17 protein-coding genes, 1 tRNA gene and 1 pseudogene are annotated in these 16,217 nt (G+C 61.1%); 11 read left to right on the forward strand and 8 right to left on the reverse strand.

Annotated elements, in window-relative coordinates:
- Positions 1–2: 2 nt before the first annotated feature.
- From KS03_RS13445 to KS03_RS13470, 6 genes are all read right to left on the reverse strand, one after another.
- Positions 3–2,096, reverse strand: a complete 2,094-nt coding sequence (locus tag KS03_RS13445) for a phage terminase large subunit family protein (protein ID WP_325162584.1) — start codon at positions 2,094–2,096, stop codon at positions 3–5.
- The gene (locus KS03_RS29970; RefSeq protein ID WP_015876669.1) at positions 1,984–2,553 is read right to left on the reverse strand and encodes a hypothetical protein; all 570 of its coding nucleotides are present in this window, start codon (positions 2,551–2,553) and stop codon (positions 1,984–1,986) included. The genes KS03_RS13445 and KS03_RS29970 overlap by 113 nt, the downstream gene beginning before the upstream one ends.
- A 554-nt stretch (positions 2,554–3,107) precedes the next feature.
- Entirely contained in the window at positions 3,108–3,881 is a 774-nt protein-coding gene (locus KS03_RS29975; RefSeq protein ID WP_015876670.1) for a zinc finger-like domain-containing protein, read from the reverse strand.
- 218 nt (positions 3,882–4,099) lie between these two features.
- Positions 4,100–6,601: a VapE domain-containing protein gene (locus KS03_RS13460; RefSeq protein WP_015876671.1), complete on the reverse strand. Its 2,502-nt coding sequence runs from the start codon at positions 6,599–6,601 to the stop codon at positions 4,100–4,102.
- Between the two features lie 158 nt (positions 6,602–6,759).
- Complete coding sequence (locus tag KS03_RS13465; RefSeq protein WP_013698691.1) at positions 6,760–7,143, reverse strand: hypothetical protein; 384 nt, start codon at positions 7,141–7,143, stop codon at positions 6,760–6,762.
- Positions 7,130–7,672, reverse strand: coding sequence for a hypothetical protein (locus KS03_RS13470; RefSeq protein WP_174484820.1), 543 nt, complete (start codon positions 7,670–7,672; stop codon positions 7,130–7,132). The genes KS03_RS13465 and KS03_RS13470 overlap by 14 nt, the downstream gene beginning before the upstream one ends.
- Before the next feature lie 425 nt (positions 7,673–8,097).
- Between KS03_RS13470 and KS03_RS13480 the strand changes: the two genes are divergently transcribed.
- From KS03_RS13480 to KS03_RS13505, 8 genes are all read left to right on the forward strand, one after another.
- The gene (locus KS03_RS13480) at positions 8,098–8,601 is read left to right on the forward strand and encodes a helix-turn-helix domain-containing protein (protein ID WP_015876673.1); all 504 of its coding nucleotides are present in this window, start codon (positions 8,098–8,100) and stop codon (positions 8,599–8,601) included.
- Positions 8,555–9,070, forward strand: coding sequence for a hypothetical protein (locus tag KS03_RS29985; RefSeq protein ID WP_050811421.1), 516 nt, complete (start codon positions 8,555–8,557; stop codon positions 9,068–9,070). The genes KS03_RS13480 and KS03_RS29985 overlap by 47 nt, the downstream gene beginning before the upstream one ends.
- Positions 9,071–9,174: 104 nt before the next feature.
- On the forward strand, positions 9,175–9,393 hold the full coding sequence (locus tag KS03_RS29990; protein WP_080569337.1) for a hypothetical protein: 219 nt from the start codon (positions 9,175–9,177) through the stop codon (positions 9,391–9,393).
- A 34-nt stretch (positions 9,394–9,427) separates the two neighbouring features.
- The gene (locus tag KS03_RS13485; RefSeq protein ID WP_017432299.1) at positions 9,428–9,805 is read left to right on the forward strand and encodes a hypothetical protein; all 378 of its coding nucleotides are present in this window, start codon (positions 9,428–9,430) and stop codon (positions 9,803–9,805) included.
- The gene (locus KS03_RS13490) at positions 9,805–11,181 is read left to right on the forward strand and encodes a ParB/RepB/Spo0J family partition protein (RefSeq protein ID WP_015876675.1); all 1,377 of its coding nucleotides are present in this window, start codon (positions 9,805–9,807) and stop codon (positions 11,179–11,181) included. Before KS03_RS13485 ends, KS03_RS13490 begins: the two co-directional genes overlap by 1 nt.
- Positions 11,178–11,642, forward strand: coding sequence for a hypothetical protein (locus tag KS03_RS13495; RefSeq protein ID WP_017432300.1), 465 nt, complete (start codon positions 11,178–11,180; stop codon positions 11,640–11,642). The genes KS03_RS13490 and KS03_RS13495 overlap by 4 nt, the downstream gene beginning before the upstream one ends.
- The gene (locus KS03_RS13500) at positions 11,635–12,126 is read left to right on the forward strand and encodes a hypothetical protein (protein ID WP_017432301.1); all 492 of its coding nucleotides are present in this window, start codon (positions 11,635–11,637) and stop codon (positions 12,124–12,126) included. Before KS03_RS13495 ends, KS03_RS13500 begins: the two co-directional genes overlap by 8 nt.
- A gap of 44 nt (positions 12,127–12,170) precedes the next feature.
- Positions 12,171–12,353 carry a hypothetical protein gene (locus KS03_RS13505; RefSeq protein ID WP_232252232.1) on the forward strand — a complete coding sequence of 61 codons (183 nt, stop codon included), beginning with the start codon at positions 12,171–12,173 and terminating at the stop codon, positions 12,351–12,353.
- A gap of 172 nt (positions 12,354–12,525) precedes the next feature.
- Here KS03_RS13505 and KS03_RS32055 read toward each other — a convergent pair whose 3' ends face one another.
- Entirely contained in the window at positions 12,526–12,702 is a 177-nt protein-coding gene (locus KS03_RS32055) for a hypothetical protein (protein ID WP_017432303.1), read from the reverse strand.
- A 224-nt stretch (positions 12,703–12,926) separates the two neighbouring features.
- On the opposite strand from KS03_RS32055, the gene KS03_RS29995 reads away from it, so the two are divergent.
- Complete coding sequence (locus KS03_RS29995) at positions 12,927–13,787, forward strand: phosphoribosyltransferase family protein (protein ID WP_015876678.1); 861 nt, start codon at positions 12,927–12,929, stop codon at positions 13,785–13,787.
- 9 nt (positions 13,788–13,796) lie between these two features.
- Here the strand turns inward: KS03_RS29995 and KS03_RS13510 are convergent, their stop codons facing one another.
- A complete protein-coding gene (locus tag KS03_RS13510; protein WP_015876679.1) occupies positions 13,797–14,897 on the reverse strand; it encodes a site-specific integrase in 1,101 nt (366 codons plus the stop codon).
- Between the two features lie 215 nt (positions 14,898–15,112).
- Here KS03_RS13510 and KS03_RS13515 point away from each other — a divergent pair.
- A tRNA-Arg gene (locus KS03_RS13515) sits at positions 15,113–15,187 on the forward strand.
- Positions 15,188–15,416: 229 nt separating this feature from the next.
- A pseudogene (locus KS03_RS30000) lies at positions 15,417–15,814 on the forward strand (tyrosine-type recombinase/integrase); the annotation flags it as partial.
- Positions 15,815–16,217: the final 403 nt, after the last annotated feature.

Here is a 16,217-nt window from a genome sequence, read left to right on the forward strand (position 1 = left end):
TCCTAGCGCCGCCCGAGATAGCTCGACCGGCCCATGCGACGCCCCTGAATGCGCGAAACCCCGCTCGGTGGCGGGGTTTCGGCGGGTTTGATTTGTTGCGGCACCGGCTGAGTAGGCACCGGCTGCGTAGGCGCCGGCTCCGTCGTCTCGGACGGCACCAACTCGGCCGGCGGATCCGGCACTTCCTCGATCGGCAACGCGGACGGCAGCGCTTCCAGAATCGGCACTGCCTCGAACAACGACGACTGCGAGATGCGGACCTGCTCCACGCTCCAGTGCGCTTCCGTCATCATGTGCGTTTTCACGCTGCGAGCCGCGTGCAGGGCGTAGACCTCGCAGTCCAGCGCCTCGTTTCGGGCACCGGCTTTCTTCTGCCAGACTCGCTTCGAACCGATGCGCCCCGGAACCTTCACCTCGGCCGTGACTTGCGACAGGTAGTCGGAGCGCACCCCGACATACCAGTGCATGCGCCCCGGCCCCTCGCCGTCCAGCTTGAAACGATTCTCGAGAATCAGGTCTTTCGCCTTGCTCACGCCCACCATGAATGGGCGCAAGCCATACTTCGCCGCCTTGCTGTTGTTCCGTGTCGAGTCGACCGACTGCTTCGGTACGCTGAAAACCTCCGCGTTCGCATCGGTGCTGCCCTTGATCGCCATGACATTTAGGCCGACTCGCCGCGCGGCTCGCACGTACTTGTAGACGGCGTCCGACGTCGAGCCGTCCGACGAGTCGATCGACATCGCGCGGATCCGGAGCACACCGCCGGTTTCGTGGCGATAGCCACTCATCAGCATCTCGGTCAACGCGCCCCATACACCACCTTCGAGCGGATTCTCGTCTTGATGCAGCACGTTGCCATGGATCTCGTCCCACACGACCAGCCAGCTTTCCTCGCCCCGCCCCCATGCGCGCAGAACAAGCGCGATCCGATCGTGTTGCACGTCGACACCCAGCGTCAGCAGCAGGCCGCCTGCCGGCACCGTGAATGCCGCATAGGGCATCGCGCGTTCGGCCAGCTCATCCAGCTCGGGCAAGTCGCTCTTGTACTTGTAGGGCCGCCCCTGCGAGTTGTTCACGAACGACCGCATTTTCGTGTCGTCGCCCGCGAGCAGCGCCTTTTCGGCCGTGAGCCACTTCTTGACCAGTTCCGGCATACGCGAGCCGGGGAACGGCGACACAAGCTCATTCAGCCGGAAGCCCGCAACACCATGGAACGGCGCCGTTGCGAGCCAGCGCCCCTTGCGCACCGCCCGGATCCTTGCGGCATCGTCCCACAACGATCCGCAGTGCGGACAGATGTAGCGGGCCGAATCAGGCCGCGCCCGCCCGAACACTTCATGCGGCTTTTCAGCGTCATCAGTCCAGGTAACGTTCTCCCATGCCAGTTCGTGCTCTTCGCCACAATCAGGGCAAGGCACGAGGAACACGCGCTGGTCCGACGCGTGATACGCCGCCTGGATCCGCGAGAAGCCATCGACCGTTGGCGTGCCGCCGAAGATCACCTTGCGCCGGCTGTCCGAATAGCTCTTGGTCCGCTCCTCTAGCAGAGTGATCGAGTCACCCTGCTCGCGCACGTTGGTGTTCGCGTCGTCGGGCTCCTCCACCGCCACCACGGGGGCCGGCGTCGACTTAACCGCAGTCGGTGAATTCGAGGTAACGAACTTCAAGAACCCACGAGGAAACGTCTTGTGATACCACAAGTTGTTTTTGTCTCGTCGAGCCTGAACTGGCAACTTTGATAGCAGGCGCGGCGTCACCTCCACCATGGGCTTGAATTTCTCGTTGCTGAAATCTTTCGCAGCGCCCTCCTTTGGAAACATCACAATCATTGGGCACGGATCAACGTCAATCCGCTTGCCGATGTAGTTGAGCAGTACGCCATCGGTCCATGCGACCTGCGCTGACTTCATGCACACGACCTTCTGCACCTTTGGATCGTCTAGCGCAGCGTGCATGCCGATAACCCACGGCGTGACGTTGGGGTTATAGCGTCCGGGCTTCGCCGCCGCCTTCGCACTCATCCGGCGGTAATTTGTCGCCCACTCCGTCGTACCAATCTTCTCCGGCGGTCGGAGCAGCGCAGCCAGTCGGCGGATGACGTCCTTCACCGTCTGAGCCGTATCGAGATAGTTGATCAAGAAATCCATAAATGTGCTCATTCAGCCATTCGACATCGACGTCCACGCCGTACAACGTGCGTAGTTCTTGGACCAAGCTGTCCGGGAAGGCCAACAGCTCAATCTGAAACGCAGTCACCATCTCGCCGTAGGCACGTTCAAGTTGTTGTGCGTTGACAAGCTCGCGCTTCTTCTCCGCAAGCGCCAGCAGCTTCAGTTCGCGCTCGACGATTTCTGTCTTCGCTCTCTCTGCAACGAGATCGAGGCCACCATTACTTCCTCTGCCAGCAGCCATCTCGCGTAGATGCCGAATGTATGCGAGACGCACGTCATCAATCGTCGCGTCCCGGTAATCAAGACCGATCTTGTCGACGAAGCGCGAAACCGCTGACTGGTCGAGGTCAAGGTGTTCCGCAATCTGTAATTGAGTGGGCATGAATATGACCCCCCTTGAAGTTTCACCAGTAGAGAAAAAACGCGGGTGCGAGCCCCCGCATGTCCGTCCTGCTGGGGGGTCCCTGCCCACTTTCTGAGCAGGGGTGCCCTGCCTAAAAGGTAGGCATACCCCCTGCCGCTGCCCGCTCGGCCGCCCCGGCCCCGCCGGCACGCTCCATCGCCCACGCGATACGATCAACCACATCGCCCAGGTCGAAGGAGCGCGCGGTAACGTAGTCCAGGCGACCGTACTCATCCGATGCCGACCAGAACTCGTTCAGGCCCGCCCCTGTTGATTCGATTCGCATTTCGGCGCCCCAATGCAAAAAGCCCCGAGGGCTTTCGCGCTCAGGGCTTTGATATTCATTTCGTGAGGGCGAACGCCCTCCCAACAGTTCCCGACAGACAGTTATCGTTGTTGGTCGCGGCGCTCCCGCGATTCAGTACGCCTGTCGGGCGAAGGTTGCGACACGAGTATGCGGTCGCTCATGTGTCCAGTGACTCGGTAAAGGACATACAGAGTGTAAGCGATCCGCTCTTGAAATGGAATACGTTTCATCCTCGCAATTGCCGACGCATTGTGTCGGATACCGAACCATCGACGCTATCGAGGAGCGCGAGCATGTCGTGGAAGCGCCACGACCAGTTGCGGCGATAGTCGATGAGCGAGATACCGAGTGCATGGGCTCGGCCAGCGTCGTCGATCTGCCGCTTCCCCGATCCTGAACATTCAGGGCAAATGTGCCGGCCCTTCGCATCCGCGACAGGCGATGCCGCGATCCGGCCCATCCCGCCACAGTCGTCGCATGGTTCGTATTCCCGAAAGACAACCGGCCCGCTACGCCCTTCAAAGAACGGAATGCGCTCCTCAGACACGCACACCTTTCCGCTTCCTCCACATGAATCGCATGCATGCGTTGCTGTCGTAACGGCACGCGCACGACGCACCACGCCGCGCCCCTCGCACTCGACACACTGATCGTTCACCCACTCGTCCAGCAAACGCAGCGCGAACCGTTCGACGATGTCGACGTTTGCGCGCTCGACAGCATGCCCCGAACGCTGATCGCGACGCTCATCGCGTGTATAGCCCGTGAATCGCGCCCGCTTGAACCTGCCGGACGTCCGGATCATCTGCGCCAACAGCAACGTTGCTCGTCGAATCATCGCAGGCGTCGCTTGCGGGCCGGCCTTGATTCGAGTCAGCAAACGACCGAGATCGTTCGCAAAGGCGAGTGCCCCCAAAGTAACTTTCGGATCGGCAATGGGATCGGTGAACTGACCACGCACGCTCATTGCCACACCTGCCCGCTCCTTCAAATCGATCATTTCACTCTCTCCTATTCGTCCCAACGTCCCAATGTCCCAAAGAAAAAGGCTTGCAGGGGCGCGCGCCCGCGCGACATGCGCTGCCTACGTCGCGCACGTCGCAGGCACATACGCGCGCCCGAGGCGGGCTCTTGGGACGTTGGGACATTGGGACGTCCCAAGCGCGCCAAGACCGGCGACAAAGCGCGCCGGAGATGCCGGCACAGCGCGCCATTCGCTCATAGCGGGCTGTCGTCGTCGCCCGCGCACACTGCCTCCAGCACCGGCTCCGCCTCCTGCTCTTCATCCGGCACGTAGTACCAGCCGCGCGATCCGGTCGACTCGCGCTTGCGCACCCATCCAAGGGATTTCAGCGCCTTGCCGATACGCCGCTGCTCGGGCAGCGTCCATTTCGACGAGTCCAGCCTGAGCACGTCGCGCAGGATCTCCTCCATCGTGGTGCGGCTGGAATGCGCGATCTGCTTGCCGATCACGTCCTCGTACACGTCGCCCTCGTAGCGCTCGGCCTGCTCGACCTCAAAGAGGGGCCGCTCGGCCTCAGTGACGTGCCACACCACGCCCTGCCGATACAGGTGGACCGCCTCGGCCCAAAGCTGATCACGTGCGCGTGCGATGCCGTCAATATCGACCAGACCGCCGCAACGCAGCGGCCAGTACCGCCGGTTACCCGACTCGTCCTTCAGGTAGGCATCGAAGTTGACCGAGCCCGCGAACACGCACTGACGATGGACGTCGGTGGCCCGCTTGCCGTAGAAGTTACGGAACCGGTCCGTCTCCGTCGCGAAGAAGCTCTTGGCGGCCGACGAGTCAGTCTTGTTGAGCGAATCCAGCTCGGCCAGCTCGATGATCCATTTGCCGGCCATGACGGCGTACGTATCCTTGTTGCCGATCTGGATCGGGGTATCGGTGAACCACTGCTTGCCGGCCAGCACCTTCAGCGCCGTCGACTTCCGCCAGCCCTGCCGCCCTTCGAGAATCAAGACGTTGTCGACCTTGCAGCCCGGCTGCATGACACGCGCGACGGCGGCGATCATCCACTTCATGAACGCCAACTGGACATATTCGCTGTCGGCCACGTGCAGGTACGTCGCGGGCATCGACTTCACGCGCTCGACGCCATCCCATTCCAGGGTGTTCAGGTACTCGCGTATGTCGTGAAAATGCGTGGCATCGGCAACGAGCAAGACAGCGTTCATGACGATGTCTGGCCGAACGTTCAGGCCATACTTCTGCGACAACCAGAGCGTGCTGCGATGGTCATCCATGTCGGTCCATTCACCCAGCGCTCCCTGCCCGAACGGCGGCACGCGACGCTTGACCACCCGACCGGCAAAATCATCCTGGGCGATGACACCGCGCCACTCCGCATGGTTCGACAGGATCAGATGGACGTTGCCAAGCGTCGGCAGCAGCGTGCCCTTGTCCGATCTCGCAAGGCTCTCCTCCCAGGTGAAGGCACCGTTCTCCGCTTCGCGTCCGTCCCACTCCCGCTCCTCTGCGGCAGCGGACGTCGCGGCCGGCTGCATCGCGCGCTCGGCAGGCACGACCTCGGCGGGCTGCTGCTCGTCATCGGCTGGCGCGAGGACGGCCCGAATCGCCGCATGCAATTGCCGCTCGACGGCTTCCAGCCCTTCCTCGACGTGCAGATCGTTGAAGTCGGTCAGCTTCCGATCGCCTCGATCGGCGAACGTCGGATACGTGACCGACGCGCCGTCGACCGCGGCTGCCGCCTCGTGAGCGCGTTTAAGGCCCGTGTTTTCGAAGCGCTTACGACGCAGCGGCATCACGTCGTTGCCGTACGTCGCCTCGACGAATTGCACGCCGTTGTCGTCGACACGCTTGTGCGCGGCCAGCATGTACCACGTGTTCTTCGCCTCGACCTTGATCGGCGATGCGCCGTATGTCAGCTCGCCGCGAAACCCAAACTCCTCGACGAGCCATTCGCGAAGGCGCTGCTCGATCTTCCAGTCGTCGTCGGCGCACACCAGAATATGAACCGCCGGGAAGGCTGCACGCAGCCCCTGCACCGCCGACTGGATGCCGGCCGCGTCGAAGCAGACGGACACCGCGAAGGCTTCACGCGTCGCCATACGGATCGAACGTCCGGTGGCGTACCCCTCGGCGACCAGCACCATCTTGTCCTCGGCGCCGATGCTGCCGAGCAGCCGGCTGGCGCCCCTCTTCTCCATGCCTTTGTTGTAGCGCTTCTCGCCGTTCGGCGTGATCTTCTGCAGACCGACGAGCCGCCCCTCGGCTTCATAGCGGTACATCGGGACGAACATCGTGCCGTCCGCGTCGAACCGCACGCCCTCGGGCGTGATCTGTTTGCGCTGCAGATAGGCGGATGCACCAACGTCGCTTGCTCGATCCCACTGGCTGCGTGCGCGGTTGGCCGCTAGTTGCGCCTGACGTGCCGCCCGCTCGCTCTCCTCGCGCTCGGCCGCTTCCTGGCGGCGCCGCGTTTCGGCAAGCACCTCGTCGCTCAGGGGCGCACCGGCCCACTGGAACCGCTCGGTGCCGGGATCGTCGCCGGAGAAATAGCCGTAGGTGCCCGAGTAGCCGATGACGGCGCCCTTGCTCACGACTTCGCGCAGTTGATACCAATACTTCTTGCGGGGACCGTATCGATGGTGCTTGCCGTCCGCAACGGGGTGTCCGACAGGCAGCTCAGGATGACCCGCTGCCGCCAACTGCGCGCGAATCTGGTCTAGCGACGACATTCCGCAATTCTCCTTTCCAGTTCAATTTGATGCAGGGTGGAACGCCAAGCCTTACGGCCAGCGGCATAGACATTCACGCCGATCGATTTACGCAGCGGCACCGAGTGCCGCCGACGCAATGCGCGGCTCACACGCTCTAAAGTCACTTTGGTCTCCGGTTATTTGCCGCGCAGGCGGCGCCACTCGGCGGCCATCTGGGTATCGAACGCGGACAGGTCATCCGCCGGTATGCACCCGGCGAACTGATCACGGAACGAATGGCGTTCCGCTTTGGTGGGAAGCGCGGCGCACACGCGAGCAGCGACGCGCACAAAAGCATCGACGCGGCCGGCCTGGATTGCCTCGTCGGCAAACATCGCGAGGCGATCGGGGAACGTCGACATCAGCGACTTGAACAGCCGCCCCGCATCCTCGGGCGCCCTGTCGAGGCGACAGGCCAGCGCGGCTCGTCCACACGCGAGTTGCTGCCCTCGATCGCAGGACAGGCCGACATGCTCCCGCGCTATGCGGCAGCAGCCCATACCCGGTTCAATTCGATCCATGGCGGCGCCGACGTCGGGCTGCGAGGTTGCGGGCCGCGTGAATCAGGCGTTGAAAGAGACGCTGTCCCTTCCGTCCCGTCGCGATGATCTTCTCCGCATCGTTGTCGTCGATACGACGATCGACAAGGGCGCGCGTAACATCGTCCGCAACAAGCCCGACGTGCGCTTGCAGGCTCAGGGCAGTCGATACCAGCCGCATCGCACTGCCCTCGCCCGCGTCGTCCACGCCCTGCTCGTCGACTGACTCAGCGACCAAACCGAACCGTGCATTCAATGCGTGCAAGGCGTCGAGCGCATGCGCGCTCGCCTCGGCTTTTTCCTGCATCCACTCGACCAGCAGCTCGAACATCTCCATCGAGAGCCGGCTGTCGCCGACGCCACGCAGGCGAAGGCGCAGCGACTCGGGCGTGATGTTCTTTCCCCGTCGATTCGTGAGGTGGTTCGCGGCGTCGGCGACGCCACCCGGCGTATTGCGCACGGACGTGTAGAGCACGCCCAGCCATTCGGTACTGTCGTATCGGCAGGTCATATCGAAGTTTTGAGATTGCGGCGCTTTCATGCTGTTACGGCAGAAGGCGACGGCTTACGATTCAGCACATCGCAGCAGGGTCAACTGCGGACGGGGAAACTCGCTCGGACATGGAAGATTCGGCGGCAACAAAGTAGTCGTGCAGCGCCTGAACGTTGGACACTCGCGGGTCGGATACACGCGAAAGCGCGATCTTCGTCAAGGTGTCGTACGGCACGCCTGTATCGGCAGAGATCTGGCGCCACTTCCCCTTGCTCGCTCGCAAGCTGTCGACAACGAACGTCAACCATTCACCGGCACTCCGACTCATAGCGCTCCCCAATTTCTATGTAAGCCCGATGTTAAGTCTTTTATGGCTATTTTTCAAGGCCAGCTCGTCGCGAGAATAGTCACTTATGACTAGCCATATTCGGCAACATCAAACAATGAACAAGAGATCCGCACGCGAGATCCTCGCCGACAAGCTGTCAGCGTTGATGGACGCACACCCGATACTGAACACACAGGGCAAGCTCGCCGCTCGGGCTGGACTGGCACAGCGCACGGTCGGGCGCATGAAGAAGAATGAGGCTGACCCTCAGCTCGGGCACGTCGAAGCCGTCGCGACCGCACTCGGCGTGCCATTGATCGACTTGATCTCCGACGAGCAATCTCAAGGGTCGACGTTGCACTACGATATAGACGCCGTCCACCGCTTGTCGGAAGAGGACAAGAAGAAAATCGAGTCGTACATCGAGTTCGTCATAAGTGCCAGCGGCATGGCACGTAGCCAGACCGAAGAACCACTGAATTTTTCGGAACGCATTCCTGCGACGCCCGCTCAGGCTGAGGCGGTCCGTCGGGCAGCTCAACAACCATTATCAAACAAAACGTTGAGCATTCATGAGAACCAAAGCCACGCAAACGAGGGAAAGCGCCGGCATCGCTGATTTGTCTGACTATCGAGCACGCAAGCACAAACTACCACCGACCACCTCAAAAAATTCCACCCGCGAGCGGGCAGCCTTCGCCCGGAACGCCTTATTAGGTGAACTCAATTCGCGAGACGTTCCAATTGTCGCTTACGCTGCCGTGCTCCTGTCCGAGGATGGCGAAGTTACGATATCCGGGGCCGGTATCGAGCCTCAGTTCGCACCCGCCATCCAATCCGGCCTGCGCCGCATCACGCGGCACATCGAGACAAGCACTAGCAAACGGCCCTCACACAGCGGCCAAGCCGGGTTTGCAAAGTTACTTCCCCTCCTTTCGACTGCCATCCTCGCAGCCACATATATCAACGTCATCCCTTGGATTGACGTCGCCCTGTCCGTTCTCGGCCAACTGGTAGCCGGCTTGGCCGCCCGCACAAAGAGCGACGCCAACGGGATCAAGTCAAATAAGCCCCGCCCCCGCATTTGACAGGCTCCTATACTCCTCAAGACAGTCTTTTATGGCTTGACTAAGTAAGCCATAAAAGACTAATCTCCGGGTTGCGCAATGCCGCGTAACCCGGAGAAACTGCCTTGAACACGACCGATCTGTACACCGAAGAACGCCAAAAGCGAATCCGTGACGAACAAGCACCGCGCGTGGTTACGGCCGATGCAGCTCGTCAAAGTAACTTTGAGAAATCCACGATCGTTCGCGTCGCAGTTGTTGCGATCCTTCTGATCGTCGCCGCAGACCTCGCACAAGAAGCGCCGGCCGAAGCACAGCCGGCCGCACGCCCCCTCACTGCCTAACTGCCCCGCTTATGCCGGGGTACTCCCCGGCGCCATGGAGATCATGACCATGCCGCGCATCCAGCTCAAAGCCACCGCCCCCGTCACTGCTGATCGCCGCCACACCCTCTCGCTCCGCACCGTTGTGCGCTATGACCGCAATGCCGCTCGCCCATCCACCCCGATCCTCATCGGCAAATATGTCGTCGCCCGTCGCCCCATCCCCGACAGCTTGCACACGCTGTATTTGATCCTCGACGAAGGAGACATTGCCGGCACCCAGATCTCGATCCCAAGCGAAGACGACTGCGCGCAAGCAGTGAAGCGGCTGCGTGACAAGAAGCGAGCAGCGGCCAAGACGGCGTCGATGGCAATCCGCAAGGCGAAGAAGCGCGATAACGGTCAACGTCAGACGGCCAGGGAGACCGCGTAATGGACGAACGGACGCGCCACCTCGACCTCATTGCGCCAATTCTGACTGGAACCGCGAAAGCAGCCGCAGCAGCAGCCGGCGCAACGTCCGCAGATCTCTGGATGGTGCCTTACGGTCAACTTCACTATGACCCGGCCGACAATATCCGCCCGGTTGACCCCGAGTGGGTTACTCACCTCACCGCACTAATCGTCGAAAACGGCTACGACAAGGGTTCGCCGCTGCATTGCTATGTGCGAAAGGTGGACGGCAAGGATCTGCTGTATGTCTACAAGGGGCAGCACCGCTACCTCGCGGCCGGGAAGGCAATCGAGGCAGGTAAGGACGTCGGAAAGATCCCCGTCGTCGTACGCGATGCCAAGACGGTCATCCGGGCCGAAATGGTGATCGACGGCTATCTCAGCAACGACAGCAAGCGCTCGTCGCCTCTCGAACTGGCGGGCGTCGTCGCCGAGTTGCGGGACATTCACGGCATGACGCTCGCGGCGATCTGCAAGCGCTTGAACATCACGGACCAAACCGTCCGCGATGTCGGGCTGCTCGAACGAGCCCCGGTTGAACTGCACCAGATGGTTCGCAATGGCGCCGTTGCCGGCACACTGGCGATCGAGCAGATTCGCGAACACGGGGCCGAAAAAGCTCTTGAACGACTTCAGATAGGTGCGGCGAAGGCATCGGAGTCCGGCAAGGGCCGCGTGACGAAGAAACTCCTCGACGCATCGCCAAACGCTCGACAGCCAGCCGCAGCGCCGCCCGATCACCTGCCCGAGAAATCGCCGAAGCCAGAGCAACCATCCGCGCGATCGAGCGCACCCACCAAGATCGGCGAGCAGCAGGCAAAGCAACTTTTGCTCGCGCTGCAAGCAGTGCTGCATGATCCGATGTTCGGCCAGTTGTCCCCTGGGACGATCCACGGCGTCCATGCTGCATTGACCGGCCTTGAGGACATGCTCGATCTCCCCTCGCGCGCAGGCCAACACCCGATCCACGTGCCGAATAAGCACGGCGTGTTCGAACAGTGCGAGAGGATCACGTCGCCACGCGTCAAAAACAAAGGGCCGGCACCCGCCGAAATTCGTCTTGCTCATGTCGACGAGCAGACCTGGATTCATTCGTTCTCGCTAGAGCTGGGTACGAGCGGCATGACCGGCCTTCCATCCTTGGGAAGCTTTACCACCACGTCGCCTACGCGCGGACAAGCAATCCGGGCTGCAGTGGCCGACATCACGCACGCATTGGAGTCGTCGGCGTCGATGTCGAAGGCAAAGGGCGCAGACGTCGTACGGCGATGGCTTGACAAGCTGTACACGATGCCCGATCCCGACTGGACGCCCGAGCTTGCAGCCAAGCGCATAGCCGAAAAGGAGGTTCAATGATGCCTCGCCCGGCCCCCTCTACCCCACGTCCGCTGCCGCGCAAGCGGGAACGCGCGACGAAGCACCCGGCTATCGCGCTCGTAACCGTCAACGGGACGTCGATGCAGGCGGACAGCAGCGGGCTTCCGCCCGCAAAAGCAATCCAGAAAGGGAAGGCGCCGCTCGCGCGGCGCAAACCTATCCAGACGAACGAAGCCTTGGCGGATACCCGCCAAGGCCGGCTCGCGCGGCTCGATGCGCTTCGCATCGAGATCCGCACGCTGATCGCCGAGGTCTCGTACGCGGCCGACGTCGAGCTGCTGGATCTGATGGCCGACGAGGTCGGTTCGTTCGCACGCCACAAGGCCGCGCAGGAAGCCCGCACCTGGGCAGCAACCGCCGGCATCACGCTCGAAACCGGCCTCATGCAGCTAGCCCGCTCTCTTCCCAATTCCACCGCCCAGAGAACCCGACATGATTGATCAAGCCCTCCACGCAGCACACATCACCAAGGCACGTGAAATCGTAGTCGCGTCCGTGAGGCGCCTACGTGCCGCCCACATCGACTGCACCGATCTAATGGGCCAGGCCGAACAATACCTCCATGCGACGCGGGCAATCGATCGATTCCACGCCGTCTATGATTGCGATCTTGCCTTCGAGCCGAGCGGCTGGCGGAAGATCGCAGACCTCGCGAACCTCGGCAGCGCACTCCTCGAATTTCTCTCTCCGGTAATCGCGCCACACACTCGTGTCGAGGTGCTGTTCGACGCCATTTGCGACCTATGCGAACAACGAGACGAGGCGACCAATCAGCCAGATCCTAGCGGTGTCGCGGGCCAAGAACACGGCCGCGCCATTCGAACGATCACATATGAGAAACAGACATGGGCGATCGGCAAAAAGCGCCGTTCGACGACACGTGTCGTGATTGCCGAAGATATCGCGAACGGGGGTAGCCAGTGAGCCTCTTGACCCGCGCATACATCCTTGAGAAATTCGGCCCTCGCATGAACCTCTCGCAGCTTGCGCAACTGCTGCAGATGTCAGAGGGAACCATCCGCAACCAGATCAGTGCCGAGACTTTCCCCATCCCGACGTACAAGGAAGGAGCTGGGCGATTCGCGGCGTATGACGCCGTCGCAGACTATCTTGACCAAATGTCTGCCGAAGCGCGACGCATGGCCGCCTAATCCTCAAAGTTACTTTGGAGTATCCAGTTGAACCCAATCAGTGAAGAAGAAGCCCGCCATCGAGCGCTCGAACTGCTCAGGACACATTTTGACGGCATGTCGCTTGGCAATATCAAATATGTCCTCCGTCAGGTAGATGGCTGGCTAAACGGACAACTCGTCCTTGACTGCACTACGAATGATTTTCGGACAGCATCTGAAGAATGCGCTCGCGAGATTGCGAAACCAGCTTGACCGCTTCTGGCACATAGTAGCCAGCCGTCGTATTGGTGTTCTTCTCCGCCTGAATCAGCCTTGCGAGAATCAGTACTTGAGTTACCAGCAGGGTATCAAGCTTGTCTTGTTCCATAGGGTCGCCCTCTCGTTGAATGTGGGTGGTAGCGGAAATCCGCATCCGCATTCTAACGAGAGGCGCCGCCAATCCCGCCTACTTCGCCTCGACGTCGATCGAGTTGCCCTCCTGCAAGCTATACTCCGGCTGTTGCAACCCGTCGCCAATACTTCCGCTTGAAATCCAAACGCAGAGCATCACGATCGCCACTGCTAGGCAAGCACACTTCGAGCGGTACGCCGATGCGTACACTCGGATTCCCCAGTAGCCTCGATGAACCCATCTTCCGTTGGCGCAACGATGCCGAGCTAAAGGCTCACCCCGCGTATTCCGCAGCCAAAGCCGGCGACACTACTGCCGCGATTGACCTGATCCTTGATCTTGCGGATCCACTTTCGCAACAAGTTGGGAAAGTGCTGCATGCAAGAGGCTGGGCAGAACCGCTGATATTTGTTGCCCCTCACGCACGTGAAGCCCGAGGAGACAATGCGATTCCCCAGGTGCTTGCTGTTTTTTTGAGCTTCGGCTTAGGCGAGGTCGACGAACGGATTGTGCAGACGACGAAGGTGTATCACACGGGTGCCGACGCCATGGAACGCCTCATCGCCCGGGCCAGCTTCCAAGGACCAGTACGGCGAGGCGGAAACTACGTTCTGGTCGATGACGTCACCACATTGGGCGGCACGCTTTGCGATCTTTCCGACTACATCCGCCGAAGCGGCGGGAACGTGGTCGCGGCCTGCGTCCTAGTGAATGCAAGCCGATCTGGTAAACTGTTCCCTGCACGAAAAATCGTGCGCCGTCTAGAGGAGCAATACGGCCATGTCATCCGCCAAACGTTCCGCATCGAGCCAACTGCGCTCACGGCCGACGAGGCCCAGTACCTTATCGGCTTCCGTACCGCTGAGGAAATCCGAGGTCGCAGCGCTAAAGCAAGGGAAAAAACAGATCTCCGACTCCGCTCGAAAGGCATTTTCCTCGATCGCAGCGGGGCATCCCCGCGCCAAGGGGCGGTAAAGCGGGCGCACCGCGTGCCCTTCCCCGGCGCCAGCGCCCTGCGTACCGCGCGCTGGATCAAGCAACGCCGAGGAGCGGGGAAGTAGCCCCGCCTGTCACTGCCCACCCGCCATCTTCAACTGCCCTTTCTTGGCAACCTCATCCGGCCGCAGATTCGTGTACCGCTTGAGGTTGCGCCAGTCTTTGTGTCCGGTCACGGTTGCCACCTCCGGAATATCCCATCCACCCTCAAAGAGTGCGCTCGTGGCCTCGTGCCGCAAGTCATGTAGTCGCAAATCGACGATGCCCTTGGCGTCACACGCCATCTTGAAATACTTGCTGGCCAGACTCTTGTCGAACCGGAAGATGTACTCATTCGCGTGAGGCGGGCAAGCAGGATCGGCGGCACGCCGCATCTCGTAGTCGGGCGGCACCGGATACCGTGGCTGCCGCAGCAAGACTTCGAGCGAATCCCCGATCAGCGGCACCCACTCGTTGTTGCCCTTCTTCTGCCTTGGGTGCTTCCGATCTCGCACGAGGGCCAAGCGCTTTTCGACGTCGAGATCCGACCACGTCAGCCGGAACAACTCGCCACGGCGGAACGCGCTTTTCATGGCGATCCGGATGACATCCGGCACGGCCTGCTCGCGCTCCGGGTGCTCCGCGAACCAGTCGAAAATCTTCTGTATCTCCTCGCGAGTCGGTCTACGATCGCGATGCCCGCCTGGGCCGACCAGTTGGAGATGATTCAACGTCGGCCGGGCGATGCTCGGCGCGTGCGGCAACCGCAGATCGAGTAGCGATGCCATATGCTTGAAGACGGTGCCGAGCTTGGAAATGTCCATGTCGATGGTGTACTGGCCAGCGCCTTCCTTCTTTCGCTCTTGGGCAAACCTCACCAGCCGCTGCGTCGACAGCTTGATCGCGACTTCATCGTCAAAGTACCTTTCGAGCCGCGCGAGCATGTAGTGCTCGTTCGATCTCTCGACGATCCCACGGCCGGAATCCTGGCGGGCCTGACGATACTGTCGTACCAGCTCGCCGACCGTGACGCTCGATTCATCAACCGCACGCACGCCCTTGTCGATCGCTGTCTCGATTTCCCGAGCCCAAGCCTCGGCGGCACCTTTCGTTCCGAACGTCTTTGCTGTACTCTTGTGCCCCTGCCGGCGGACTTGAGCCCGCCAGCGATTGCCAACCTTGATGATCGATGCCACACGCTACCCCTTAGAAACTGTAGCAATGCGGCGTTAGAGAGGCATGCTACAGCGGTGATTTGTAGCAAAAGTGTAGCAGAGCGGCCGTTAAACTCTGTATCATTCCGCCTCACAGACTGTCATTGAGCGGCACAAAAAAATTGGCCGAGAGGCTGATGGGATAAGGCGAAGGGCTTGTAGCACAAGGCTCCATCGATTCCCGCTCAAACTATCCGCTCCCCGTAGTTCAATGGATAGAACAAGCGCCTCCTAAGCGCTAGATACAGGTTCGATTCCTGTCGGGGGGACCAGAGATCCTCCAAAGTTCCACCAGCGTCTACCGAAAAGCCCCGCCCAGCCTGCCTGCGTGGGTTTTTTTGTTTCAAACTTCCCCATCTACCATCAGCAGCCCCCCATTTGGGGTTGTTTTGCGGCTTCGGCGAACACCCCCAAACGCCCCCTCCGGGGGCACCAGACCATGCCCATCACCGATCGGAAGATCCGCACCACCAAGCCGGCGGACAAGCGCATGAAGATGCGGACCCGCACATCGTGCCGCTCTCCCGACAAGCGCTGGAGGTGCTGGCCCGGCTACGCGAGATCAACGGGCAACACCGCTTGGTTTTCTACAGCATGCGGGGCGTAGCCACATCTCGAACAACACGACGCTCTATGCGCTGTATCGGATCGGATACAAATCGCGGATGACGAGCCACGGCTTTCGCGGACTGGCCGCCACCGCCCTGCGCGAGTTGGGGTACGGCGGCAATGTAGACGAGCGGCAGATGGCACATGCGGAGCGCAATCCAGTCACCGCGGCCTACGTGCATGCCGAGTATCTGCCGGAGCGGCTGCAGATGATGCAGCGCCGGGCGGATCGGCTCGATGAGTTGGCCGCGATTGATGATGTTCGGCCGGCGGAGCCAACGCGCTCCTAGCCCTTCCCTAGCCGACATTGAGGCCCCGACATCTCGCCACTCTCAGGGGCCCGCTCGCGCGCGCGGCCCGCTCCGTTTTGCTCCCCCCGGACAGGTGAACAACGGCTTGTACAAGCGCAACCAATTCATCATCGGCGGCGCTCCTGAAACGTGAAAAAATCCGTTGAATGGGCAACGCTATAATCGGCCGCCTGGTAAAGCCAGCATCGGATGACGAATCCGCTCGGCTATCTCGCGCCCGCAGAGGCGAGGCAAACTATTATGGGCAACTCGGAATGCCGCTGACGTTCCGGCATTGATTGAAACCAATTAGCCTCCTCGATTCTCGGTGCGGCTCGCTACCTATCTCATCCTTTTTTCGTAACCGCGAAATCAAAGAGCGGGAAAGCCTTCTGCCTTACCC

Origin of the sequence: Burkholderia glumae LMG 2196 = ATCC 33617 (genome assembly GCF_000960995.1) — a bacterium.
GTDB classification, from domain to species: Bacteria; Pseudomonadota; Gammaproteobacteria; order Burkholderiales; family Burkholderiaceae; genus Burkholderia; species Burkholderia glumae.